Origin of the sequence: Rhizobium sp. AN5 (assembly GCF_900215255.1) — a bacterium.
In the GTDB taxonomy this organism is placed as follows: domain Bacteria; phylum Pseudomonadota; class Alphaproteobacteria; order Rhizobiales; family Rhizobiaceae; genus Agrobacterium; species Agrobacterium tumefaciens.
In genome coordinates, this window is record NZ_OCMJ01000004.1 from 2,195,382 (window position 1) to 2,218,244 (window position 22,863).

Here is a 22,863-nt window from a genome sequence, read left to right on the forward strand (position 1 = left end):
CGAATTTCACCTAAAATCGATCGCAGCCGTTAAACCGCCTTCTCGTCATCCAGCGGCTCCAGTTGCTTTTCCAGCTGGGCGCGCAGATGCGCGTGCTGGGTCGGCAGCTTCAGCGCCTCGCCGAGATGCGCCGTGTCCTCATCGCGGTCGAAACCGGGCTCGTTGGTGGCCACTTCGAACAGCACGCCACCGGGCGTACGGAAATAGATCGCCCAGAAATAATCGCGGTCGATCACCGGGGTCACCTGATAGCCCGTATCCATCAGCGCCTTGCGGACTTCGAGCTGCTTTTCGCGGTTTTCGACCGCAAAGGCGATGTGGTGCACCGAACCCGCGCCGAGGCGCGCGCCGGAGATGTTCGGCATGGTTTCGATGTCGATGACATCAGCACCGTTGCCGCCTGGAATGCCGAGGCGCAGCACGCCATCCTGGCGGTCAACTTCCTCATAACCCATGAACTTCAAAAGCTCGGCGGTTGCCCCTTCGTCACGAAGGCGCAAGGAGGCGCCCTGAAAACCGTGGATCGCCTGATCCGCACCGACGCCATTGCCGGTCCACTGCGCACGGGCATCATCCTTGACCTCGACCAGCGCGAAACCATCACCATTGGGACCTGCAAAATGCAGGCGCTTGTTGCCGAATGCCTCGTCAGCCTTCAGACCGTCCACGCCCGCCTTGGAAAGACGATCCTGCCAGTAGCCGAGCGAGCCTTGCGGAACGGAAAACAGCGTTGTGCCCACTTCGCCGGTGCCGGGACGGCCACGGGCAATATGCGGGAACGGAAAATAGGTCATGACGGAGCCGGGCGTGCCGACCTCATCGCCATAATAGAGATGGTAGACATCCGGCGCATCGAAATTGACCGTCTTCTTCACCCGGCGCAGGCCGAGCGTATCGGTGAAAAAGCCGTTGTTCTGGCGCGCACTACCGGCCATGGACGTGACGTGGTGCAGGCCCTTGATCTGGTTCAACATGATAAACCCCTTTTCGCCCTGGCGGCCCGTCAATCGGGCCAGCCGTGTTCATGGCGTGAAGATGGGGTAAGAAGTGCTGCGGGCATAGACCGGCAACAGGAACGGATTGTTCCCGATTGGTGAACGATAAAACCGACTGTTCAACCCAGTCGATAGAGGCATGCCTCAATGATCGTCGGCAAGGCCCATGGTCCAGTAACCGACGGCGCGCAGCGATGCCTTGGGGAAGGCGATCTCATCGGTGAGGAAGGATTTCGCCGCCCTCGCCTCGGACTTCTCGCAGGCAACGAAAACATGCAGGCCGTCATGCTCGCCCGTCCAGGCATGGCCGCGCAACGCCTGTTCGATAAGGCCTGATGTGCCGGCGGGCTTGCCGCGCCGATAAAGCCATGTCCATTCGACATTGGCGGCGCAGACGATCTCCTGCCGTTCCGCCTCGTTGTCGATCTCGGCATAGACGCTGAGCGTCTTGCCAGCAGGCATTTCCGCCGCCATGCGCAGCATCACCGGCAGCGCGGTCTCGTCGCCGGCAAAGACGTAACGCTCCGCTTCCGGGCAAGTGCCGCTCGGACCGATAATGCCGAGAACGTCGCCCGGCTTTGCCGTCGCACCGAAATTTGCGCCCGGCATGTCATCGCCCTCATGCATGACGAAATCGATATCCACCTCACCGCGGCCGACATCGCCGGAGCGGATGGTATAGACGCGCCGCGTCAGAAGATCGTCGCCCGCCGGCCAGACGATCGCGCCGGTGGGCGCGAGGTAAGGCCAAACCGCAGCGCGCGCCTGATCGGGAACGAGCAGCAGGCGAACATGCATGCCGCCGGTGACAAGCCTTTCAATACCGCTTTCGACGGACACCACGAGACGGCGCATATGCGGCGTCAGATTATAGGCGCGGGCAACCTTGCCGACGAAGAGATTGGGTAGCTCGCGCTGATAGGCGCCGTGTCCGCTCCAACGGAAATCGAGCCCTGTCTTGCCGGAAAACTCAACGATATGCTCAGCCACCATGGCCTTGACCGACGTCAATGTATGTTCGGAAACGCAGCTTACCCGGGCGGCGAACCGGCCACCTTCGGCGCTGAAGCTGCCATGACCATATTCCGCCTTGAAACGCACCGTCGTCCCTTCCCGCTCCATCTCCATATGCTCCGAGAAATGATCCTCGAAAGCATCGACGATCGATGCGGGATCGGGCAGCGAGACAGTGGTTTCTGCAGACAGGAGAGACACGGGCATAAATCCTTCACTTTGTAGTCGAGTATTCTTAAACCGGACCCGACTGCGCTGTAAAGATGTTTGCTGGACTCACCGTCATGCCCGTCTTGAGTGGGCATGACGGAGGAGGCTGGAAGGTTGCTTAAGCAGTTTCCGGCAATTGCCAGTCGATAGGCTCGCGGCCATGGGAAACCAGGAAGGCGTTTGCCTTGGAAAAATGGCCATTGCCGAAAAAGCCGTTATGGGCCGAAAGCGGCGAAGGGTGCGGCGAGCGCAGCACGAGGTGTTTTTTCTGGTCCACGAAAGCCGCCTTCTTCTGGGCATAGGAACCCCAGAGCAGGAACACCACATGCTCGCATTCGTCATTGACGGCGCGGATGACGGCATCGGTGAATTTTTCCCAGCCCTGCCCCTGATGCGAGGCAGCGCGCGATTCTTCCACCGTCAGCACGCTGTTGAGCAAAAGCACGCCCTGTTTCGCCCAGCTTTCCAGAAAACCGTGACTGACGGGGCGGATGCCGAGATCGCTCTGCAATTCCTTGTAGATATTGACGAGCGACGGCGGAATGCGCACGCCGGGCTGCACCGAAAAGCAAAGCCCATGTGCCTGGCCAACCCCGTGATAGGGGTCCTGCCCCAGAATGACGACCTTGACCCTGTCGAGCGGGGTCAGATCCAGCGCCCGGAAATATTCGGCACCTTTGGGAAAGATGTGCTTGCCAGCAGTTTTCTCGGCAAGCAGGAAATCTTTGAGCTTCTGCATGTAGGGGCTGGCGAATTCGGTGGAAAGAACACGTTTCCAGCTGTCTTCGAGTTTGACGCCTGCCTCTGCCATGATGTGCCTCTTTGTTACTTGAACCGGTTGCCGCGATGCAGCACTTCGATCTTGTAGCCATCCGGATCGCAAATGAAGAAATATTTCGCGAAAGGCTGACCTTTATGGTCGGCTTCGATGATCTTGCCCGGAGACAGGCCAAGCTCGATGAAACGCTGATGTTCGGCATCCACATCGGCAACGCTGACCGCGAGATGGCCGTAGCCGTCACCCAGCGCATAGGGCACTTCGCGGCCCCGGTTGACAGTCAGCTCCAGCTCGAAATCACCTTCGGCATTGCTGAGATAGATCAGCGTGAAATTTTCGAACTCGGCACGTTCCGCAATCTCAAGCCCGAAAGCCTGCTTGTAAAACTCCACCGAACGCTTTTCTTCCAGCACCCGGACCATCGAGTGGATCAGCTTGGCCATGGTGTTTTCCTTCTGCTTCTTATCTCATCGTCGTCCGGTTGTGCTCCGGACATTGCGGACCAAGGGGATAAAGACAGAGTGCCGTGCTTTCAACCCTAAAGACGGATTAAGGACCCGGGGAAACCGCCCGATCACGGCAAATGTGATGGCGAAACAGTTGGCGCATGACCTGGACACGCGGGATTTCCGGTCAAAATGGCCCTCACATTTCGCCCCGCCGCTCTATCCTGAGTAGATAACTCATGATACCGGCATATCCATGCGCCTTCTGTACCTCTGTCTTGGCTGGCTTATGGTCGCGACCGGCATCGTCGGCGCGTTTCTTCCCGTTTTGCCCACCACGCCATTTCTGCTGCTGGCGCTCTGGTGCTTTTCCCGCTCCTCACCGAAACTCGAGGCGTGGCTTCTGACCCACCCCCGATTCGGCCCGTCGCTTCGGCAATGGCGTGAGCGCGGCGCAATTGCCCGCAAGGCGAAGATTGCGGCCTTGTCGGCCATGTGTGCGAGTTATGCCGCCTTCTGGTTCCTGAGCGACCCGCCGGCTCTGCGCGCGGCAATCGTTGCCGCCGTCATGCTCGGCTCTGCACTCTTCATCGTCACCCGGCCGGAAAGCTGAGGCGACATCACCTTTAGAGCCTTGTCGCATTTCCTGACGGAAAACCGGGTTCCACTTTTCCTGGAAATGCTCTAGCGATGCCTCGACTGCGGCAGCACATAAGGAATATGCCGCGCCGGCAGCCGTCCGACGACGCCGCCAATGCCATAGACCCTTGCAATCGTCTCGTCACTGATCGTGTCCAGCGATGGACCGCTCGCCGTTACCCGGCCGCCATGCATGACGATAAGTTGATCGGCAAATTCTGCCGCAAGGTTGAGATCGTGCAGGATCGCAAGCACGAGACCGCCGCCAATAGCGAAATCCCTCGCCGTTTCCAGCACCGCGATCTGGTGGCCGATATCGAGACTGGCCGTCGGCTCATCGAGAAACAGCGCCCGCACTTCGCCGTTTTCCACGGGATGCGGCACCTGGGCAAGAGCGCGGGCAAATTGCACCCGCTGCTGCTCGCCGCCAGATAGCATGTTGTAGGAACGCTGCTCGAACCCGCGAAGTCCGGCCCTGGCGAGCGCCCGGCGGGCCTGCTCTTCCGGCGCGCGCGACCCTTGCGCGACAGCGCCCATGCGCACGATTTCGAGCGCGGTGAAAGGAAAGGCAAGCTGGGTATTCTGCGGCAGCACGGCCCTGATGCGCGCAAGCTGAACCGGCGTGAACAACGGCAGGGCGGTATCATTATAGGTCACTGAACCGGCCTCGGCACGCATCTCGCCGGACAGAACCTTCATCAGCGTCGATTTGCCGGCACCGTTCGGGCCGATAATGACATTGACCTTGCCGGGCTTCAGATCGACGCAGACCTCGTCGAGCAGACGGCGGCCGGAGCGGATGAGGGTGAGGTTTTCGGCCCGGATCATGACATGTTCCGCATGGAAAATCCGCCGCGACCAAGCAGCAGGAACAGGAAGACCGGCGCGCCGATCAGCGCGGTGACCACGCCGATGGGCAGTTCCGCCGGTGCCGCAACCGTGCGGGCAAAACTGTCGGCGAGAAGCAGAAGTGCGGCCCCGCCAAGTGCAGAGGCCGGCAGCAGGAAGCGGTGCGATGGACCAATGGCGAGCCGCAGCAGATGCGGCACGACGATACCGACAAAACCGATGGAGCCGGCAGCCGCCACGCTTGCCCCGCAGGCAGCGGCAACGGCCAGAATGACGACTCGCTTCAGCCGCTGCACGGGAATGCCCATGTGAAAGGCCGCCGCATCGCCAAGGATCAGCGCATCCAGCCCCCTTGCGACAAAGGGAATGATGGCGAGCACGACGATGATGAAGGGCAAGGTGGCGAGAACCTTGGCAGGGGTGGCCCCACCAAGCGAACCGAGAGACCAGAAGGTGATGTCGCGAAGCGCCCGGTCATCGGCCACAAAGATCATCAGGCCGGTCAGCGCACCGCTGATCGCCGCAACCGCAATGCCGGCCAGAATAAGCGTCGTCGTGGAGGTGGCGCCATCCCTTGTGGCAATGACGTAAAGCAGCCAGGTGTTCAAAAGCCCGCCGAAAAACGCCATCAGCGGCAGAAAATGCGGGCCGAAAAATACGGCGACCGTTGCAAGCGCGCCTTCCCCGAGAGAAATGGCCGCAACCGCAAAAAGTGCTGCACCCGAGGTGACGCCGACAATGCCGGGATCGGCCAGCGGATTGCGGAAAAGACCCTGCATCATGGCGCCCGAGACGCCAAGCCCCGCGCCGATCAACATGCCGAGCGCCGTGCGCGGCAGGCGCACCGCCTCGAGGATGACTTTATCACGCGCATCGAGTTGATCCGCGCTGCCAGTCAGATAGGCCCAGAGTTCGGAAATGCCGACGCCCGTGGGTCCGCTGACGAGCGACACGCCACAGGCAAACAGCAGGATGCCAACGAGCACGGCAAGGGTAACGACCCCCTGACGGGATCTGTCACCGGCAACCCTGCCCTCCGTGGAACTCAAGGCAGCAAGGCTCACGGCTTCACCACATCAGGGTAGAGCTTGTGCGCCAGTTCACGACCGGCGGCGGGCGTGCGCGGGCCAAAACCGATGAGGTAAAGCCCGTCCATGCTGATCAGCGCCTTCTCCGCAGCAGCCGGCGTGGACTGGAACGCGGGCAGCGCGAAAATCTCATCCGCCTTGCCGGCATGGTCGCCGCGCGCCATGGTCAGCACCACATCGGGCGCGGAGGCGATGACCGCCTCATCCGTCAACGGCTTGTACCCGCTGATTTCCTGCGCGGCATTGATGCCGCCGGCCATTTCGATGATCGCCGCCGCTTCGGTGCCCTTGCCCGCCGCCATGATGCGACCGCCGGCGCTTGAGAGCACGAAGAGCACGCGCTTCCTGTTCTTTTCCGGCACGGCTGAGACGTCCTTGGCGAGCACATCAAGCCCGGCCTTGGTTTCCGCGGCCAACGCCTTTGCCTTGTCGGCAAGACCAACTGCCGCACCGACATCCTCGATCTTCCTGGGGATGGCGTCGCCGCTCGGCGGGGTATCGACGGTGACGAAAGGCACCGCACTGGCCTTGAGGATGGCAACGACATCCGCCGGGCCGGACCCGTCTTCAGACAGGATGAGATCGGGCTTCTGCGACAGAATGCCCTCCGACGAGAGCGCCCGCATATAGCCGATATCGGGCTTGGACAGCACGTCCGCCGGATAGCTGCTGGTGCTGTCACGCGCCACGATGCGGTCGCTCGCGCCCAGCGCATAAAGGATTTCCGTTACCGTGCCGCCGACTGCAACGATGCGTTTCGCCTCCGGGTTGCCCTTGTCCGAAGCTCTAGCTCCGGGCGCGGCAACGGCGATGATGGCGGGCACGAGGGCGGCGAAAACGAACGAGCGAAGGCTTAAATTCAACATGACGCTATCCTGAAACACAAGCTGGCACGGGCGGATACGGGATTGCCCATCTTATTTAACTTGAGTTATTTGCACATGTTTATAGAAGGCGCAATCGATAAGTGGAGTAAAATTGTTCGCTTTATCGTCAGCCTCTTTCCATCCACGCTTCGGCTGGATATCCTGACTGCAACTGTAAACTTAAAGGGAGACTTCCATGTTTATCGCAATGAACCGTTTTCGCGTCGTACCGGGCTATGAGGATACCTTCGAATCCATCTGGCGCGAGCGCAAATCGCACCTGAGCGAGCTGCCGGGCTATATCGAATTTCACATGCTGAAAGGCCCGAAGGCGGATGACCACACGCTTTATGCCTCGCACACCGTCTGGGCCACCAAGGAAGATTTCCTGAGCTGGACCAAATCCGAACAGTTCCGCGCCGCCCATGCCAAGGCCGGTGAGAACCGTGGAAAGGTCGAATATCTTTCCGGCCCGCATTTCGAAGGTTTCGACGTCATCATTCACGAAGACAAGAATGGCGAACGCCGTTCGATTGCTGCCTGAGGCTCGCCGATGAGCATTGCAGCCCAAAAGACCGATGACCGGCAGGCCCGCGCTGCCGCAGCACTTGCCGAAAAGCCTGACGGCATCGTGGAAGCCATTGCCGCCAAGGCCGAGGTGACATCAGCCGAAATTCTGGCGATCCTGCCGCAAGGTGCGGCCGTTTCGGCTGGTTCCGATCAGTTCGACGCCATCTGGAACGAGATGCGCGGCTGGGGTGAAGTCCTGATGATCGTCCAGACCGGCGATATCGTGCTGGAAGTGCCGGGCGACCTGCCAGAGGGCAGCGAAAGCCACGGCTGGTTCAACATCCACGGTGACAGCCCCATCGGGGGCCACATCAAGAAGGACAATTGCACCGGCATCACCTTCGTCGATCGCGGCTTTCATGGCCGACGCTCCTGTTCCGTCTGGTTCATGAATGCCGCCGGCGGCGCCATGTTCAAGATTTTCGTCCGTCGCGACGAAAACAAGGAACTGCGTGGCGATCAGCTGGCGAAGTTCGAAGCGCTGCGGGACAGTTTCCGTGGCTAGGTGAATGGGAGGCTGCTGGTGGCGGCCTCCCTCCTTCCTCATCAATCCGCGATGGCTCAGCCCCACTCGTGAGGAAACATCCACCGGTTCATCGCCCGTTCAGTGCCGTTTTTTATCATCCGCTGAAATTCGATCAGCAGCACGGAGCAAGCACCATGAACGACCGCCAGCCACTTCTTTCGCGCCGGAATTTCGCAGGGCTCGTCGCGCTTGCACCGCTTTTTGCAGCGGGCGGTGCGGCTGCCGCACCCGCAAGCCTGCGCGGCAGCGTTTCCTATCGCGAGCGGATCGCCCTGCCGCCGGGCGCGACTGTTACGGTGCGCCTCATCGATGTCTCGCTGGCGGACGCGCCTTCGCAGACGATCGCCGAAACCACCATACGCCCGCGTGGGCAGGTGCCGGTGCCCTTCGTGCTGCGTTATGACGACCGCGACATCCGTGGCCGCCGTTCCTATGCGCTCAGCGCCGAAATCCGCGAGGGCGACCGGCTGCTCTTCACCACCACACGCCGTTACTCGGTTCTGGCCGGCGGGCGTGACGACACCGATCTCGTTCTGGAACGGGTGGCGGCGGCTCCACGCAGGCCAGAGCCGCAAGCTGGCATTGAGGGGCGCTGGCTGGTGCAGGAAATCCGCGGCGAACGGGTTCGCGGCCGCCGTGAGGCAACGCTGGAAATTTCCCGCGAGGGCCGCGTTTCCGGCAATGCCGGCTGCAACGGCATCGGCGGCGAGGTGAAGATCAGCCGCAACCGCGTCGATTTCGGCCGGATGATTTCCACCCAGATGGCCTGCGCTCCTGAGATCATGCGCCGGGAAAGGCAGTTCATCGAAGCGCTGGAAGGCGCCCGCTCCTTCCGGCTGGAGCCGCGCCGCGGCACGCTGGAGCTTATCGACGGCCGCGGCCGTCCGGCCATGCGCCTGCGCCGCGCCTGAGACCGGTAACGGCAGGCGGCAACGCCTGCCGTTACCGTGCTGGCCGTGGAACATTCCATGTCGCTTCCGGCACGGCGCAGCCCCTTTTCCCGTCTTATGACTTTGCTGCACTCGTCTTGGCGCTTTGCTCCGCCACAGAGCTGCGCTATGGAACGCGCCAACTGCGCCGGTTCTCGCCGGTGCAAAGTCTTTGAGGGAAAACGAATGACAACCTATGTTCTGACAGTAGCCTGCAAATCGACCCGCGGCATCGTCGCCGCGATTTCCGGTTATCTGGCGGAAAAGGGCTGCAACATCGTCGACAGTTCGCAGTTCGACGACCTCGAGACCGGCAAGTTCTTCATGCGCGTCTCCTTCATCTCCGAAGAGGGCGTATCGATGCAGGCCATCACCGAGGGCTTTCAGCCGGTGGCGGAAAAATTTGGTATGGAAGCCCGCATCTATAGCGACGGCCAGCGCATGAAAACACTTCTGATGGTGTCGCGCTTCGGCCATTGCCTCAACGATCTGCTCTACCGCTGGAAGATCGGCGCGCTGCCGATCGATATCGTCGGCGTCGTCTCCAACCATTTCGAATATCAGAAAGTGGTGGTTAACCACGATATTCCCTTCCACCACATCAAGGTAACGAAGGAAAACAAGCCGCAGGCCGAGGCGCAGCTGATGGACCTGATCGAGACCAGCGGCACCGAACTGGTGGTGCTGGCGCGTTACATGCAGGTGCTGTCCGATAACATGTGCCGCAAGATGTCGGGCCGGATCATCAACATCCACCACTCCTTCCTGCCATCCTTCAAGGGCGCCAACCCCTATAAGCAGGCGTATGACCGCGGCGTAAAGCTGATCGGCGCGACAGCCCATTACGTCACCGCCGATCTGGACGAAGGCCCGATCATCGAGCAGGACACGGTGCGCGTCACCCATGCCCAATCTGCCGAAGACTATGTCTCTCTTGGCCGTGATGTGGAAAGCCAGGTACTGGCACGCGCCATCCATGCCCACATCCACCACCGCACCTTCATCAACGGCAACCGCACCGTAGTCTTCCCGCCAAGCCCGGGCAGCTACGCTTCGGAACGGATGGGCTAAGACGCCACGAAAACGACGCGGAATTATTTCTGCCGACTGGCAACCGAGCATCCCATGTGACCGTTTCTTCACTGTAGCCCAACAGCGAGGTCTCTCACATGAAAAAACTCGTCATTGCCGGCGCTGCGTTGCTCATCGCGGCGGGTTCCAGTTTTGCCCAGCAGCCGCCACCACCGCCGGGACCAGCGGACGCTGGTTCGAGGGCGGATGCGCCGCCGCCACCTCCTCCGCCCGGCCCTGGTGGTCCGAGGGAAGCAGGCTGGCGGGACGGCCCGCATGGCAAGAGAATGCCACCCCCGCCCTCCAAGGCAGCGCATTTCAGGATTGAAGATGGCGAGCGCAAAATCGACGTCAAATGTGCCGATGACGAGCCGATGAAGGCCTGCGCTGACATCATGATGCAGATTATCGACAAGATGAACGAATAGGACCGCGAGTCTCATCCAAGGGGACGGCGCGGCAGTGCCGCCTCAGGAAAACTCTACCCGCGCCCTTAAGCCCCGCCCGCCCGCGCCGTCCTCCAGCGTCAGTCGCCCGCCGAACAGCCCGGCGATCTCCTCGATGATCGCAAGGCCGAGGCCGGCGCCTGGGGCGGCGTTGGCTTCGCCGCGGGCGAAGCGCTGGCGCACCATGGCGCGTTTGTCGGTAGGGATGCCGGGGCCGTTATCCTCGACTTCCAGCCAGACGGTTTCTGCCTGCTTGCCGACGCGCACGGTAACTTCCGCGCCGCGTCCGGCATAGTTGATGGCATTGCCGACGAGATTGCCGATCAACTCACCGATGAGGAGCGGTTCGGCAAGGATTGTCACTTCGCCCTCGCCTTCGAAACCGAGGTCGATGCCGGCGTCCGCCGCACGCGGCACGAAATCTGCCGTCACGTTTTGCGCCACCGCCACGAGGTCGATCTGCGAAAAATCGTGTTTTTCGCTGGAGCCCGCGGCGTCGATATTGGCCATGCGCAGCAGCTGTGCGAGGATATGTTCGGCATGGGCCACCGAAGCGCCGCCCTTGCGCGCCGCCGCCTGCGCGTCTTCGAGACTTGCGGCGCGGGCGGAAAGCGCAAGCTGGGTGCTGATGATGGCAAGCGGCGTGCGCAATTGATGGCTGGCATTACCGGTGAAATGCCTGAGCGCATCGAGCGCCGATTGTAGCCGCACCATGAAGGAATTGACCGTTTCCACCAGGTTTTCCACCTCCACCGGCACGGATTGCCGGATTGGATGCAGGTCGTTGGGGCTGCGCTCGGCAATCGCTTCGCTGAGCCGGTAAAGCGGCCGGAGCGAAATGGTCACCGCGATCCAGACAATGATCGCCGCGCCCACGATCATGAACAGCAGGCGCAAGGCCGAGCGCAGGATGATGGCCTGCGCAAGCTGGCTGCGGGCGATCGTCGTTTCAGCCACCGTCACGGAAAAGGGCACGGAATTGATGCCGGTGGAAGCAAAACGGCGGATCGCGGCGATGCGGATCGGCTCGTCACGAAACACGGCATCGCGATAGGCAGGCGTTTCTCCAGCCGGGTTCTCCACCGTCGGCAGGTTCTGGTAACCGGTGAGAAATTGCCCGTTTGGCCCATCAACACGATAAAACACCCGGTCCTGCGCCGCCGATGTCAGCATTTCCAGCGCGACATAGGGAATATCGACCTCCAGCGAGCCGTCTTCGGCCACCACCACCCGCTCGGCAATCGCAAGCGCGGAACCTGATAGCACCCGGTCGGAGACGACATTGGCCGTATTGACCGCCTCGCGCCAGGTATCAGTGAGCGCAACGCAGCCGATGATGGCGGTGGAGATGAGAAGCCAGCCTAAAAGACGCCGCCTGAGCGAATAGGCGGCCTGTCTCATTCAGCCATCTCCGGCAGCTTTTCCAGATAATAGCCGATGCCACGCGCCGTCTTCACCGTCAGCCCGTGGGGGGCAAGCCGCTTGCGCAGCCGGCTGACATATTGCTCGATGGCGTTGCCTGATATCTCGTCGTCGAAACCGGTCAGCGATTGTACGATCGCCTCCTTGGCAACCACCTTGCCCGCCCGCATGAACAGCACCTCGAGCAGCGCCACTTCACGCGCCGGAATATCGAGCGGGCGCCCATCGGCTGAAAAGGTGCGGGATGTGAGGTCGAACAGGACTTTGCCGAAGCCGAGCGTAGACGAGCGCAGGCCGGCATTGCGGCGCAGCAGCACCCGCACTCTCGCCTCAAATTCGGTGATGTCGAAGGGCTTGATCATGTAGTCGTCGGCGCCGAGATCGAGCCCCTTGACCTTCTCCTCCGGCGTACCCCGTGCCGTCAGGATCAGTACCGCCGCCTTGTCCTGCCGCGAGCGCATGGAACGCAACACCTCGATGCCGTCCATTTCCGGCAGGTTGAGATCGAGAATGACGAGATCGAAATTTTCTGCCGCAATCGCCGCGTCGGCGGAAGCGCCGTCTGAAACGACATCCACCGCATAACCGCTGCCGCGCAGAAGAGCGCACAGCCCTTCCGACAGCACCTGATTGTCCTCGACCAGCAAAATACGCAATTCTTCCTCCCGCAACATTGCCGAGCTTATCCAAGCTCCCGATCATGAATCAAGTCACAGGCCCGGCAAGCCTATGACTTGATTCATGATCAACTTATAGAGTCGGAGCGGGATTTCAGACGAAAACCGCTCACACTTTTCGCAATCCCGCTCCGGCGCTTGTGAATGGCAAGCGCGTGCGGCATGATCTTTTCCATGCGTATCGCCGTTTTTCTCTGTCTCTGTCTTTGCATGGCCTCACCGGCGCTTGCGCAAGTCGCCGTTTTCCCTGCACCATCAGGCAAGGCGGATGCGGAAACGCTGGTGGTTTATTCCTCGCTGGACGAACCGCTGGCCACGCCGATGATCGAGGGTTTCCAGAAGGCCAACCCCGATATCGCCGTCCATTACGAGGACATGCTGACCGGCGAAATCTATGATCGCATCGTGAAAGAAACCGATGCGGGCAAAAAGACCGCCGATTTCGCCTTTTCATCCGCCATGGATTTGCAGGTGAAGTTGAGCAATGACGGTTACGCCCAGCGCTCCGACCTTGCCATGAGCGCGCGCTGGCCCGCCTGGGCCAACTGGCGCAATACCGCCTATGCGCTGACCTTCGAGCCGGCGGTGTTCGTGTATCACAAGCCAAGCTTCACCACCGAAAAGCCGCCCGCCACCCGTGCCGAATTCGTCGATTATCTTGAGCGCCACGCCAAGGAGGTGCATGGCCGCATCGCTACCTACGACATTGAGCGCTCCGGCGTCGGCTTCCTGTTCATGTCGCGCGATCAGGAGCAGTTCGGCGATATATGGAGCGTCATCAAGGCCATGGGCGCGGCCGGCGTGAAGGTCTATTCAACGTCATCCGCCATTCTGGAGCGTGTCTCCGACGGGCGCTTCGTGCTGGGCTACAATATTCTCGGTTCCTATGCGGCCGACTGGGCCTCACGCCATCCCGATGTCGGCATCGTGCTGCCCAAGGACTATACTGTGGTCATGTCGCGCATCGGGCTGGTGCCGGAAGCCGCCGCCAACCCGGCGCTCGGCCGCCGCTATCTCGAATTCTTCATGTCCAAGGAGGGCCAGACGATCATGGCCCGGCAATTGCAGATCCCGGCCGTCAGCCCTGACGTGGCGGGCGAAAACACCGCCAACACCATGCAGGCGATCCACGGCGCACAATTGCGCCCCGTGCCCGTCAGCCCGGGCCTGATGGTCTATCTGGATCAGGTCAAGCGCAGCCGCCTGATCGAGCGGTGGAACGAGGCGCTACGCTCGCAATAGTAGACGGCAAGCACAAATTAATAGAGAGTAAATGCGCAAGGACTTGCCGTGCGTCAGTTAGATGACAGCTTTTTATGATGCTCTGCAATCCTTCTTCATTCCGTGGAGGCGGAAGAAGATGCGGGAGGAAATCTTGAGGACCGTAGAGCTCCGCGCTGCCCTGGCAGCGTCAGGATAAGCGCGGCCTGAAACTCCCTTCCGCATAAACGAAAAACGACGCCCAAAAGGGCATCCTGAGGAGGGTTTTCTAAGTGAAACATTTTCTTATCGGCACATTTCTGGCAGGCGTGATCGCACTTCCGGCGGTCGCGGCGGACTACACCATCATCGCGCCGGCCAATCCCGGCGGCGGCTGGGACCAGACCGCGCGTTCCCTGCAGACCGTGCTGCAGGAAGAAGGCATTTCCAAGAGCGTTCAGGTGCAGAACGTGCCGGGTGCCGGCGGCACCATCGGTCTTGCACAGTTTGCCAGCCAGCAGAAGGGCAACCCGAACGCCCTCATCGTCGGCGGTTACGTGATGGTCGGCGCGATCCTCACCAACAAGGCGCCCGTCACCCTCAAGGAAGTGACGCCAATCGCCCGCCTGACCGGTGAATATGAAGCAATCGTCGTTCCGGCATCCTCGCCGCTGAAAACCATCGGCGACCTCGTCGACCAGCTCAAAAAAGATCCGGGCAGCGTGTCCTGGGGCGGCGGCTCGGCCGGCGGCACCGATCATATCGCTGTTGGCCTGATCGCCAAGGCGGCCGGCGTCGATCCGACCAAGATCAACTACATCGCCTATTCCGGCGGCGGCGAAGCGCTTGCCTCGATCCTCGGCTCGCAGGTAACAGCCGGCATTTCGAGCTACGGCGAATTCGAAAGCCAGGTCAAGGCGGGCACGCTGCGCCTGCTGGCCGTTTCCAGCGAAGAGAAGCTGGAAGGCGTTGACGCGCCGACGCTCAAGGAAAGCGGCCTCGACGTCGTCGTGCAGAACTGGCGCATGGTCGCTGCTCCTCCCGGCCTGACGCCGGAACAGGAAAAGGCCGTCAGCGCAGATATCGAGAAGCTGGCGAAATCCGCAAAGTGGCAGGAAACGCTGAAGACCAAGAGCTGGATGGATACCTATCTTTCCGGTGACGAGTTCAAGGCGCAGCTTGCCAAGGACACCGACGCCACTGCCGCCATCCTCAAAGAAATCGGACTGGTAAAATGAGCCAGGGTTCCAACCCTTCACAACATCAAGAGCGCCGCCCTGACTGGGCGGCGCTGGCGATCGCCGTAGCCCTCGTCCTTATCGCCTGCGTGATCTTCTGGGACAGTGCGCGTCTCGCCAGCGTCACCGGCTACTCGCCGGTCGGTCCGGCAACGGTCCCCTACGCCATCGCCTTCTGTCTTGTCGGCCTTGCGCTCTGGACGGCCATCGAAGCCTGGCGCGGTGATTTTCCCGAACGGGACAAACAGGAAGTCGCCCCGGTCATATGGGTCGTCGCCGGCCTTGCCGCGCAGATGCTGCTGCTGAACGTCGCCGGTTTCTCCATCGCTACCGGTCTCCTGTTTGCGTTTACGGCGCGCGCCTTCGGCAAACGCAAGCTCTGGTATTCGATCCCCATCGGCATCGCTCTGAGCTTCGTCATCTGGATCATCTTTGCGCGGCTGCTGCAACTTTCTCTGCCTGCCGGGCCTCTGGAAAGGCTGTTGTTCTAACAGCCATTCCGACCAAAATTCGAGATCACAGGAAACCGCCGGCGCGCGATGACGCAAACGCCAGCCGTTCCGCCCGCCCTTCTGCTCGACTTGGGGGACATCTGTCCATGAGTACGTTTGAATTCCTGCTGCACGGTCTTGAGGTTGCTGCCCAACCCATGAACCTGCTCTATGCGCTGATCGGCGTGACACTCGGCACTGCCGTCGGCGTTCTGCCCGGCATCGGGCCGGCGCTGACGGTCGCTCTGCTTCTGCCCGTTACATACCGGCTTGATCCCGCCGGTTCGCTGATCATGTTCGCCGGCATCTATTATGGCGGCATGTATGGCGGATCGACCACCTCGATCCTGCTCAACACGCCGGGCGAAAGCGCATCGATCGTGACTGCGCTCGAGGGCAACAAGATGGCCCGTGCGGGCCGCGGCGGCCCGGCACTTGCCACCGCCGCCATCGGCTCCTTCGTCGCTGGTCTCATCGCCACCGTCGCTCTCGCCTTTGTTGCACCCTATATCGTCAAGCTGGCGCTGGTTTTCGGCCCGCGCGAATATTTCGCGCTGATGGTGCTCGCTTTTGTCACCGTCTCCTCGGCTTTCGGAGACTCGGCACTGCGCGGCCTTACCTCGCTGTTCATCGGCTTCGCGCTCGCCATCGTCGGTATCGACCAGTTGACCGGTCAGACCCGCATGAGCTTCGGCATTCCCGACCTTCTCGACGGCGTGGAAGTGACGACGCTTGCGGTGGCCATGTTCGCCATTGGCGAGACGCTGTTCATCGTTGCGCAGGGCCAGAGTGGCGACGAGAAGGTCGAAGCCGTCAAGGGTTCGGTCTGGATGAGTGCACAGGACTGGGCGCGTTCCTGGAAACCCTGGTTGCGCGGCACATTGATCGGCTTCCCGATTGGCGCCATGCCTGCCGGTGGTGCTGAAATCGGCACCTTCCTTTCCTATGCCACCGAAAAGCGGCTCAGCAAACATCCGGAAGAATTCGGCCATGGCGCCATCGAAGGGGTTGCCGGTCCGGAAGCCGCCAACAATGCGTCCGCTGCCGGTACGCTTGTGCCGCTCCTGACGCTCGGCCTGCCGACGACGGCAACCGCCGCCATCATGCTTGCCGGTTTCCAGCAGTTCGGTCTTCAGCCCGGCCCGCTGCTGTTTGCCACCAATCCGCAGCTGGTCTGGGGCCTTATCGCCAGCCTGTTCATCGCCAACCTGATGCTGCTGGTGCTCAATCTGCCGCTCATCGGCCTGTGGGTGAAGCTGCTGACCATCCCGAAACCCTGGCTCTATGCCGGTATTCTGCTGTTCGCGACGCTCGGTACCATCGGCGCCAACCCGTCCGTGTTCGAACTCGGCATGCTGCTCGCCTTCGGTATCCTCGGCTACATCATGCGCATCTTCGGTTATCCGATCGCGCCTGCCGTGGTCGGCCTCATCCTCGGCCCGCTAGCCGAACAGCAGCTTCGCCGCGCGCTCGCCATCGGCCAGGGCGACCCGACCGTGCTGCTCACCTCACCGATTGCCGTCGGCCTGTTCCTTGTCGCAGCCGCCGCCTTCATCGTCCCGCTCATCATGCGCATCCGCGGCCGCGGCGAGGTGCTGACGCAGCTTGCCGCCAACGAGGACTGACAACAAACAGCCTCCCAAGGCAACTGGCCCCGTCTCCTTCCGGATGCGGGGCCCTTTTTATTCACGGCAACGGGATGTGTGGCGCAGGCACGGCCATGATAGTATTCCTGTCCAACGCAGGAGAAAAACATGCGCAAGATCGCGATCATGCTGGTTCTGGGCCTTGCCGGCTGCGCCACCGCGGCACCCGACGTGCAACCCATTCCGGGCAGCATCACCTATGGCGGACAACCCCACACCAAATTGACCAAGTCACCCATCGGCAGCACGCTCAGCCACGAATTCGTCATGGGCGACGGCCGGCTGGCGATTGAAACCTACCGCATCCAGCCTGACCGGTCGCTGAAACTGGAAAGACGCGAGATCGTCGGCGACTGGCCGCCGAATTGAGAAAAGATACGGCCCCTGATGTGGCTCCGGGGTCTGCTTCCGGTGCCACACACATTTCCCGCTCACGGCAATTCAGAACCATTCTAAAACATATTTTTGATTTCCGCATACCTTGCCAATAAAGCTGACAGCGAACATCAAGTTACGCCTGTGTGATCAGCTTCCGCAGGTTCAAGAACCATATTGCAAGGGACATATCCGTGGCGATCAACTTCACCTTCCCCGTTCGGCTGCTGGCAGCAGCGGCCTTCAGCCTTGGCGCGATGACCGCAGGCGCTGAGGAAATGACGATCAAGCACGCACAGGGCGAGACCGTTCTGAAAGCCGCGCCGAAAAAGGTTCTGGTTCTGGATATCCCCTCGCTCGACAATCTCGATGCGATGGGCGTCGAGCCAACTGGTGTCCTCGGTTCCAACCTGCCGACTTATCTCCAGAAATATGCCGATGGCAAATATCTGAAGGTCGGCACGCTGTTCGAACCCGATTACGAGGCGATCAACGCGGCAGAAGCCGATCTCGTCATCGTCGGCGGCCGTTCGCGGGCGAAATATCCCGATGTTGCGAAGATCACGCCAGCCATCGACATGTCGATCGATTCCAAGGAATTTATCGCGAGCGTCAAAGCCAATATCACCAAGCTCGGCGATATCTTCGGCAAGCAGGAAGAAGCAAAGAAGCTCGACGCCTCCATCGACGAGAAGGTCGCGAAGCTGAAGGCCATCGCGCCGAATTCCGGCACGGCGATGATCCTCGTCACCAATGCCGGCAAGGTCGGTGTTTACGGCCCAAGCTCGCGCACCGGCTGGCTGCACACGGAAATCGGCTTCAAACCGGTCGCTCCTGATATCGACGACCGCTTCGACCGGGGCGATGTCGTGTCCTTCGAATATCTGGCCGAGGTCAATCCCGAATGGCTGTTCGTGATCGACCGCGACGCCGGCATCGGCCGCGCAACGGACCCAGGCAAGGCCGCCGCCCAGGTGCTGGACAACGAACTGATCCACCAGACCAACGCCTGGAAGAAAAAGCAGATCGTCTATCTCGACCCGCAGGCGGCCTATATCGTCAGCAGCGGTTATACGGCGCTTACGACATTGCTCGATCAGGTCTATAACGCAGTTTCGGAGAAGAAGTCGTAAAAGGCATAGACCATCCTCTCCAAGGCTGCTCCATACGCGACGTCATCCTTGGGCTTGTCCCAAGGATCTAAACACGCCAATCAAATCACAACGTTGCAGATCCTCGGGACAAGCCCGAGGATGACGAGAGGAGGCCTTCATCTCTTTCGGCAGCGTGACGGGCGGCCCGAAGCACCAGCATTTTCGAAAAACCATCAACGTGAAATCCCTGTCCCTCATATCAGCCCTCCTTCTGGCGCTGGCACTCGCCATCGTCAGCCTGTTCGTCGGCGTCAGCAACGTCTCGCTGGCGACGCTTTTTGCACCGGATACGAGCGCGGATGCACTGCGCGTGCTGCTTATAAGCCGCATTCCGCGCACGCTGGCGCTGATACTGGCGGGAAGCTCGATGGCGATTGCCGGTCTCATCATGCAGATGCTGGTGCGCAACCGCTTCGTGGAGCCTTCGACGGCTGGCACCACCGAATCCGCCGGCCTTGGCCTGCTCACCATCACCCTGCTTGCCCCGGAAACGCCGATCTTCGGCAAGATGCTGGTGGCCGCCGCTTTCGCACTGGCCGGAACCGCACTTTTCCTGCGTATTCTGCGGCAGGTGCCGCTGCGCGATGTGCTGCTGGTGCCGCTGATCGGCATCATGCTGGGCGGCGTCATTTCTGCCGTCACCACTTTCTTCGCCTATCGTTTCGATCTGCTGCAATCGCTTGGCGCGTGGATGACCGGGGATTTTTCCGGCGTGCTGCGCGGCCGCTATGAATTGCTGTGGATCGGCTTCGTTTTCGCCATCGCCGCCTATCTCGCCGCCGACCGTTTCACGGTGGCAGGCATGGGGCGCGACTTCACCACCAATCTCGGCCTGAACTATCGCCGGGTGATGGCGCTCGGCCTCACCATCGTCTCGCTGGTCAGTGCCGTCGTCGTCGTCACGGTGGGCATGATCCCCTTTCTGGGCCTGATCGTGCCGAACGTCGTCAGCCTGATGATCGGCGACAATATGCGCCGTTCCGTGCCCTGGGTGGCGACGCTTGGCGCGGTCTTCGTTCTAGCCTGCGACATCATCGGCAGAACGGTGCGCGCGCCCTATGAAGTGCCGATCGGAACGGTCGTCGGCGTCATCGGCAGCGCGCTGTTCCTCTATCTCCTGCTCCGGAAACGCCACCATGCATGAGAGACATCCCGACCGGCGCGCGAAACTCGTGCTGCTGATGCTTCTCGCACTGGCGCTCATCTCCATGGCCGCCTTCATGACGCTCGGTGCAAAGGGCAGCTGGAGCTTCGTCCTGCCGTTTCGCGGCATCAAGCTTCTGTCGCTGCTGTTGGTGGCCTATGCCATCGCCGTTTCGACGGTATTGTTCCAGACGGTCACCAACAACCGCATTCTCACCCCTTCGGTGATGGGTTTCGATTCGCTCTATGTGCTGGTGCAGACGGCGTTGATCTTCGTGTTCGGCTCCGCAACCGTGGTGATGATCGATCCGCAGTTGAAATTCCTTGCCGAAACCGCGCTGCTCGTCACCTTCTCCGCCCTGCTCTACCGCTGGCTATTCGTCGGCGCGGAACGCAGCCTGCATCTTCTGGTGCTGGTCGGCATCGTCTTCGGCGTGTTCTTCCGCAGCCTCTCGGGCTTCATGCAGCGCGTACTGGACCCCAATGAATATGCGGTGCTGCAGGATGTGCTGTTTGCCAGCTTCAATTCCATCGATCCCACCCTTCTTGCGGTATCAGCCATCATCATCGGCGTGGTGACGATTATAGGGTTGCGGCTCCTGCACACGCTCGACGTCCTTTCGCTCAGCCGCGCAACGGCCATCAGCCTTGGCGTAGACTACAAGCGAACGGTGACGATCATCCTCGTGCTGGTCTCCGTTCTCGTTGCCGTCTCCACCGCACTCGTCGGCCCTGTCATGTTCTTCGGGCTGCTGGTTGCGGCGCTGGCCCATTATCTCACAGGTAACGGCAAACATGCCTATGTGCTGCCGGCGGCGATCCTCATCGCCATCATCTGCCTTGTCGGCGGTCAGGTGGTGCTGGAGCGGATCTTCGCCTTCAACACGGCGCTTTCCATCATCATCGAATTTCTGGGCGGCATCGTCTTTATCGGTCTTATTCTCAAGCGGGGTGCGCGATGATCATCGCCAGTCAGATCAGCAAATCCTATGGCGACACAGTTGTTGTCGATGGCGTCTCCGTCGCCATTCCGGCAGGCGGCGTCACCTCCATCATCGGGCCGAACGGGGCGGGAAAATCCACGCTGCTCTCCATCCTGGCACGGCTGATGTCCATGGATGCGGGAACCGTGACGGTGGACGGGCTGGATGTGACCAAGACCCCTTCCGACACGCTGGCAAAACGGCTCTCGATCCTCAGGCAAGACAACCACATCTCGTCACGCCTGACGGTGCGCGATCTCGTCGGTTTTGGACGTTATCCCTATTCCAAGGGCCGTCCCACCATCGAGGACAAGGTCCATATCGACCGGGCGCTGGAATATCTCCATCTCGAAAACCTGTCCGGCCGCTTTCTCGACGAGCTTTCCGGCGGCCAGCGCCAGCGCGCCTTCGTGGCCATGGTTCTGTGTCAGGACACGGACTATGTGCTCCTGGACGAGCCGCTCAACAATCTCGACATGAAACACGCCTCAAGCATGATGAAGATCATGCGCCGTGCCGCCGACGAGCTGAAGAAGACCGTGGTTCTGGTGCTGCACGACATCAACTTCGCCTCCTGGTACTCCGACACCATCATCGCCATGCGTGATGGGCGTATCTGCCGCCAGGGACCGGCGGAACAGATTATCCGTCCGGAGGTTCTGCGGGAAATCTACGACATGACCATCAGCGTCAACGACATAGACGGTCGACGCATCTGTCTGTTTTATGAGTGAGATACGACGATTGCGGAGGTTTTTTGCCATTGCTGCCAGAGCGACGGAACAGGGCAACCGGCCGGGGCGTTAATCGGCGGAGATTTTGCCAAACGGCATTCCGTCCGCAACGTCAGGAGACATCGATGAAGACGCACAAGACGAAGAACGACCTGCCTTCCAATGCCAAATCAACAGTGATGGGTATTCTGAACGAATCGCTGGCTTCGGTGATCGACCTTGCACTGGTGACCAAGCAGGCGCACTGGAACCTGAAAGGTCCGCAATTCATCGCCGTCCACGAACTTCTCGACACCTTCCGCGCCCAGCTCGACAATCACGGCGATACCATTGCCGAACGTGTGGTGCAGCTTGGCGGCACGGCACTCGGCAGCCTGCAATCCGTCTCTTCGACGACCAAGCTCAAGGCCTATCCGACCGATATCTACAAGATCCACGATCATCTGGACGAACTGATCGCCCGTTATGGCGACGTGGCCAACATGATCCGCAAGGCGATCGATGATTCCGACGAGGCCGGCGACCCGACGACAGCGGATATCTTCACCGCCGCCTCGCGCGATCTCGACAAGGCGCTGTGGTTCCTCGAGGCGCACGTTCAGGAAAAGAGCTGATCCGCAACGCGGCTCCCGCCACCACACACACGAAAGCGCCCGAGATGCCCGGGCGCTTTTTTAATGAAATGGCGCAATCAGTGCCGACGTAAAACCGCAAGACCGATGTCGCGCAACATCTCATGATCGAGAATGCCGCGCTGGGCGCTACGGATCAAAACCGCCGCGCACTCATTGGCGACGTGGCTACAGCGATCTTGAAGGCACTCGAAACATACGCCATCGAAAATATTCTGCAGATCGGTGATCTGCTGGGGCGACAATTGTGCGCCGACTCTTTCAAAAGCTGCATACGACAAGGCTCATCCTCCCGATGATGACATGCCAAGTATCGTTTCTTTTTTTGTGGGCATAAAATTTGTACACCCGAACGAATCACTTGTCGAATCAGATTTTAACCAAATGTAAACAGGTTATTTTTTGGCTATCCGGCCGGTTGTGTGCTTTTACAACCCAAATAAAGGCCAGCCGAAACAATACCTTCGCCCGCCAACACACTTTTTTACGACACATCGGGCCGGTCGTTTTGAATAAACCCACAGGCCAGACGGATTTCCACCAAAACCGCAAAAGAAACTGTTGCATTCGAAAAACGATTGAGCGATATAGCACCCGTCGCCACGCTTTGGCGGCCCGCGGTCCAGCGAACTACCCCGGACCAGCGGTTTTTGAGCGGGTGTAGCTCAGGGGTAGAGCACAACCTTGCCAAGGTTGGGGTCGAGGGTTCAAATCCCTTCGCCCGCTCCAGTTTTCCCTGGA

General features: G+C 60.6%; 26 protein-coding genes and 1 tRNA gene. 17 read left to right on the forward strand and 10 right to left on the reverse strand.

The features are described 5' to 3' along the window. Positions 1-29 precede the first annotated feature (29 nt). From CRP02_RS23500 to CRP02_RS23515, 4 genes are all read right to left on the reverse strand, one after another. Positions 30-974, reverse strand: a complete 945-nt coding sequence (locus CRP02_RS23500; RefSeq protein WP_097172904.1) for a VOC family protein — start codon at positions 972-974, stop codon at positions 30-32. A gap of 165 nt (positions 975-1,139) precedes the next feature. Next, positions 1,140-2,216, reverse strand: a complete 1,077-nt coding sequence (locus CRP02_RS23505; protein WP_097172435.1) for a siderophore-interacting protein — start codon at positions 2,214-2,216, stop codon at positions 1,140-1,142. Positions 2,217-2,337: 121 nt separating this feature from the next. After that, positions 2,338-3,030: a uracil-DNA glycosylase gene (gene ung, locus CRP02_RS23510; RefSeq protein ID WP_025594362.1), complete on the reverse strand. Its 693-nt coding sequence runs from the start codon at positions 3,028-3,030 to the stop codon at positions 2,338-2,340. 14 nt (positions 3,031-3,044) lie between these two features. Further along, positions 3,045-3,440: a VOC family protein gene (locus CRP02_RS23515; protein WP_097172436.1), complete on the reverse strand. Its 396-nt coding sequence runs from the start codon at positions 3,438-3,440 to the stop codon at positions 3,045-3,047. Positions 3,441-3,699: 259 nt separating this feature from the next. Between CRP02_RS23515 and CRP02_RS23520 the strand changes: the two genes are divergently transcribed. Continuing rightward, positions 3,700-4,056 carry a YbaN family protein gene (locus tag CRP02_RS23520; protein WP_003514002.1) on the forward strand — a complete coding sequence of 119 codons (357 nt, stop codon included), beginning with the start codon at positions 3,700-3,702 and terminating at the stop codon, positions 4,054-4,056. A gap of 71 nt (positions 4,057-4,127) precedes the next feature. Here the strand turns inward: CRP02_RS23520 and CRP02_RS23525 are convergent, their stop codons facing one another. The 3 genes from CRP02_RS23525 to CRP02_RS23535 are packed head-to-tail and all read right to left on the reverse strand — an operon-like array spanning position 4,128 to position 6,885. Then, positions 4,128-4,910: a heme ABC transporter ATP-binding protein gene (locus CRP02_RS23525; RefSeq protein WP_097100817.1), complete on the reverse strand. Its 783-nt coding sequence runs from the start codon at positions 4,908-4,910 to the stop codon at positions 4,128-4,130. Then, positions 4,907-5,995, reverse strand: a complete 1,089-nt coding sequence (locus CRP02_RS23530; protein ID WP_080797800.1) for a FecCD family ABC transporter permease — start codon at positions 5,993-5,995, stop codon at positions 4,907-4,909. Before CRP02_RS23530 ends, CRP02_RS23525 begins: the two co-directional genes overlap by 4 nt. Next, positions 5,992-6,885, reverse strand: a complete 894-nt coding sequence (locus CRP02_RS23535; protein WP_097172437.1) for a heme/hemin ABC transporter substrate-binding protein — start codon at positions 6,883-6,885, stop codon at positions 5,992-5,994. The genes CRP02_RS23530 and CRP02_RS23535 overlap by 4 nt, the downstream gene beginning before the upstream one ends. 196 nt (positions 6,886-7,081) lie before the next feature. Here CRP02_RS23535 and CRP02_RS23540 point away from each other — a divergent pair, with 196 nt between their 5' ends. The 5 genes from CRP02_RS23540 (at position 7,082) to CRP02_RS23560 (ending at position 10,409) form a co-directional block, all read left to right on the forward strand. Beyond that, positions 7,082-7,429 carry an antibiotic biosynthesis monooxygenase family protein gene (locus CRP02_RS23540; RefSeq protein WP_097172438.1) on the forward strand — a complete coding sequence of 116 codons (348 nt, stop codon included), beginning with the start codon at positions 7,082-7,084 and terminating at the stop codon, positions 7,427-7,429. A gap of 9 nt (positions 7,430-7,438) precedes the next feature. Next, the gene (gene hutX, locus CRP02_RS23545) at positions 7,439-7,960 is read left to right on the forward strand and encodes a heme utilization cystosolic carrier protein HutX (RefSeq protein WP_013636749.1); all 522 of its coding nucleotides are present in this window, start codon (positions 7,439-7,441) and stop codon (positions 7,958-7,960) included. 155 nt (positions 7,961-8,115) lie between these two features. Continuing rightward, entirely contained in the window at positions 8,116-8,892 is a 777-nt protein-coding gene (locus CRP02_RS23550) for a YbaY family lipoprotein (RefSeq protein ID WP_097172439.1), read from the forward strand. A 204-nt stretch (positions 8,893-9,096) separates the two neighbouring features. Continuing rightward, the gene (gene purU / locus CRP02_RS23555; RefSeq protein WP_045017750.1) at positions 9,097-9,981 is read left to right on the forward strand and encodes a formyltetrahydrofolate deformylase; all 885 of its coding nucleotides are present in this window, start codon (positions 9,097-9,099) and stop codon (positions 9,979-9,981) included. Positions 9,982-10,079: 98 nt separating this feature from the next. Continuing rightward, on the forward strand, positions 10,080-10,409 hold the full coding sequence (locus CRP02_RS23560; RefSeq protein WP_097172440.1) for a hypothetical protein: 330 nt from the start codon (positions 10,080-10,082) through the stop codon (positions 10,407-10,409). A 42-nt stretch (positions 10,410-10,451) separates the two neighbouring features. Here CRP02_RS23560 and CRP02_RS23565 read toward each other — a convergent pair whose 3' ends face one another. Beyond that, positions 10,452-11,828: a sensor histidine kinase gene (locus CRP02_RS23565; RefSeq protein WP_097172441.1), complete on the reverse strand. Its 1,377-nt coding sequence runs from the start codon at positions 11,826-11,828 to the stop codon at positions 10,452-10,454. Beyond that, positions 11,825-12,505 carry a response regulator transcription factor gene (locus CRP02_RS23570; protein WP_025594373.1) on the reverse strand — a complete coding sequence of 227 codons (681 nt, stop codon included), beginning with the start codon at positions 12,503-12,505 and terminating at the stop codon, positions 11,825-11,827. The genes CRP02_RS23565 and CRP02_RS23570 overlap by 4 nt, the downstream gene beginning before the upstream one ends. Positions 12,506-12,688: 183 nt before the next feature. Here CRP02_RS23570 and CRP02_RS23575 point away from each other — a divergent pair, with 183 nt between their 5' ends. The 10 genes from CRP02_RS23575 to dps all read left to right on the forward strand — a co-directional run bounded on the left by CRP02_RS23575 (position 12,689) and on the right by dps (position 22,104). Further along, complete coding sequence (locus CRP02_RS23575) at positions 12,689-13,768, forward strand: ABC transporter substrate-binding protein (RefSeq protein WP_097172442.1); 1,080 nt, start codon at positions 12,689-12,691, stop codon at positions 13,766-13,768. Positions 13,769-14,019: 251 nt separating this feature from the next. After that, entirely contained in the window at positions 14,020-14,964 is a 945-nt protein-coding gene (locus tag CRP02_RS23580) for a Bug family tripartite tricarboxylate transporter substrate binding protein (RefSeq protein ID WP_003514032.1), read from the forward strand. Further along, positions 14,961-15,455, forward strand: coding sequence for a tripartite tricarboxylate transporter TctB family protein (locus CRP02_RS23585; RefSeq protein WP_013636754.1), 495 nt, complete (start codon positions 14,961-14,963; stop codon positions 15,453-15,455). Before CRP02_RS23580 ends, CRP02_RS23585 begins: the two co-directional genes overlap by 4 nt. A gap of 107 nt (positions 15,456-15,562) precedes the next feature. Then, on the forward strand, positions 15,563-17,080 hold the full coding sequence (locus tag CRP02_RS23590; protein WP_003514036.1) for a tripartite tricarboxylate transporter permease: 1,518 nt from the start codon (positions 15,563-15,565) through the stop codon (positions 17,078-17,080). Positions 17,081-17,209: 129 nt separating this feature from the next. Continuing rightward, the gene (locus tag CRP02_RS23595; RefSeq protein WP_003514037.1) at positions 17,210-17,470 is read left to right on the forward strand and encodes a hypothetical protein; all 261 of its coding nucleotides are present in this window, start codon (positions 17,210-17,212) and stop codon (positions 17,468-17,470) included. A gap of 200 nt (positions 17,471-17,670) precedes the next feature. Continuing rightward, positions 17,671-18,609: a siderophore ABC transporter substrate-binding protein gene (locus CRP02_RS23600; RefSeq protein ID WP_097172905.1), complete on the forward strand. Its 939-nt coding sequence runs from the start codon at positions 17,671-17,673 to the stop codon at positions 18,607-18,609. A 199-nt stretch (positions 18,610-18,808) separates the two neighbouring features. After that, positions 18,809-19,774: an ABC transporter permease gene (locus tag CRP02_RS23605; protein WP_179784113.1), complete on the forward strand. Its 966-nt coding sequence runs from the start codon at positions 18,809-18,811 to the stop codon at positions 19,772-19,774. After that, positions 19,767-20,735 (forward strand): iron chelate uptake ABC transporter family permease subunit, encoded by a 969-nt coding sequence (locus CRP02_RS23610; RefSeq protein ID WP_097172444.1) that lies wholly within the window; start codon positions 19,767-19,769, stop codon positions 20,733-20,735. Before CRP02_RS23605 ends, CRP02_RS23610 begins: the two co-directional genes overlap by 8 nt. Further along, positions 20,732-21,490, forward strand: coding sequence for an ABC transporter ATP-binding protein (locus CRP02_RS23615; protein WP_097172445.1), 759 nt, complete (start codon positions 20,732-20,734; stop codon positions 21,488-21,490). Before CRP02_RS23610 ends, CRP02_RS23615 begins: the two co-directional genes overlap by 4 nt. A gap of 125 nt (positions 21,491-21,615) precedes the next feature. Next, positions 21,616-22,104, forward strand: a complete 489-nt coding sequence (gene dps, locus CRP02_RS23620) for a DNA starvation/stationary phase protection protein Dps (RefSeq protein WP_003514046.1) — start codon at positions 21,616-21,618, stop codon at positions 22,102-22,104. A gap of 77 nt (positions 22,105-22,181) precedes the next feature. Here the strand turns inward: dps and CRP02_RS27670 are convergent, their stop codons facing one another. After that, the gene (locus CRP02_RS27670; RefSeq protein ID WP_013636760.1) at positions 22,182-22,403 is read right to left on the reverse strand and encodes a hypothetical protein; all 222 of its coding nucleotides are present in this window, start codon (positions 22,401-22,403) and stop codon (positions 22,182-22,184) included. Between the two features lie 373 nt (positions 22,404-22,776). Here CRP02_RS27670 and CRP02_RS23630 point away from each other — a divergent pair. Next, positions 22,777-22,851, forward strand: a tRNA-Gly gene (locus CRP02_RS23630). Positions 22,852-22,863 lie beyond the last annotated feature (12 nt).

What these genes read in the sequence shown, in the direction of transcription:
- CRP02_RS23575 (WP_097172442.1), top strand. Translation starts at nt 12,689, where the DNA reads ATGATCTTTTCCATGCGTATCGCCGTTTTTCTCTGTCTCTGTCTTTGC.
- purU (WP_045017750.1), top strand. Translation starts at nt 9,097, where the DNA reads ATGACAACCTATGTTCTGACAGTAGCCTGCAAATCGACCCGCGGCATC.
- CRP02_RS23590 (WP_003514036.1), top strand. Translation starts at nt 15,563, where the DNA reads ATGAGTACGTTTGAATTCCTGCTGCACGGTCTTGAGGTTGCTGCCCAA.
- ung (WP_025594362.1), bottom strand. Translation starts at nt 3,030, where the DNA reads ATGGCAGAGGCAGGCGTCAAACTCGAAGACAGCTGGAAACGTGTTCTT.
- hutX (WP_013636749.1), top strand. Translation starts at nt 7,439, where the DNA reads ATGAGCATTGCAGCCCAAAAGACCGATGACCGGCAGGCCCGCGCTGCC.
- CRP02_RS23520 (WP_003514002.1), top strand. Translation starts at nt 3,700, where the DNA reads ATGCGCCTTCTGTACCTCTGTCTTGGCTGGCTTATGGTCGCGACCGGC.
- CRP02_RS23560 (WP_097172440.1), top strand. Translation starts at nt 10,080, where the DNA reads ATGAAAAAACTCGTCATTGCCGGCGCTGCGTTGCTCATCGCGGCGGGT.
- CRP02_RS23610 (WP_097172444.1), top strand. Translation starts at nt 19,767, where the DNA reads ATGCATGAGAGACATCCCGACCGGCGCGCGAAACTCGTGCTGCTGATG.
- CRP02_RS23515 (WP_097172436.1), bottom strand. Translation starts at nt 3,440, where the DNA reads ATGGCCAAGCTGATCCACTCGATGGTCCGGGTGCTGGAAGAAAAGCGT.
- CRP02_RS23550 (WP_097172439.1), top strand. Translation starts at nt 8,116, where the DNA reads ATGAACGACCGCCAGCCACTTCTTTCGCGCCGGAATTTCGCAGGGCTC.
- CRP02_RS23540 (WP_097172438.1), top strand. Translation starts at nt 7,082, where the DNA reads ATGTTTATCGCAATGAACCGTTTTCGCGTCGTACCGGGCTATGAGGAT.
- CRP02_RS23565 (WP_097172441.1), bottom strand. Translation starts at nt 11,828, where the DNA reads ATGAGACAGGCCGCCTATTCGCTCAGGCGGCGTCTTTTAGGCTGGCTT.
- CRP02_RS23615 (WP_097172445.1), top strand. Translation starts at nt 20,732, where the DNA reads ATGATCATCGCCAGTCAGATCAGCAAATCCTATGGCGACACAGTTGTT.
- CRP02_RS23525 (WP_097100817.1), bottom strand. Translation starts at nt 4,910, where the DNA reads ATGATCCGGGCCGAAAACCTCACCCTCATCCGCTCCGGCCGCCGTCTG.
- CRP02_RS23500 (WP_097172904.1), bottom strand. Translation starts at nt 974, where the DNA reads ATGTTGAACCAGATCAAGGGCCTGCACCACGTCACGTCCATGGCCGGT.
- CRP02_RS23585 (WP_013636754.1), top strand. Translation starts at nt 14,961, where the DNA reads ATGAGCCAGGGTTCCAACCCTTCACAACATCAAGAGCGCCGCCCTGAC.
- dps (WP_003514046.1), top strand. Translation starts at nt 21,616, where the DNA reads ATGAAGACGCACAAGACGAAGAACGACCTGCCTTCCAATGCCAAATCA.
- CRP02_RS23535 (WP_097172437.1), bottom strand. Translation starts at nt 6,885, where the DNA reads ATGTTGAATTTAAGCCTTCGCTCGTTCGTTTTCGCCGCCCTCGTGCCC.
- CRP02_RS23595 (WP_003514037.1), top strand. Translation starts at nt 17,210, where the DNA reads ATGCGCAAGATCGCGATCATGCTGGTTCTGGGCCTTGCCGGCTGCGCC.
- CRP02_RS23505 (WP_097172435.1), bottom strand. Translation starts at nt 2,216, where the DNA reads ATGCCCGTGTCTCTCCTGTCTGCAGAAACCACTGTCTCGCTGCCCGAT.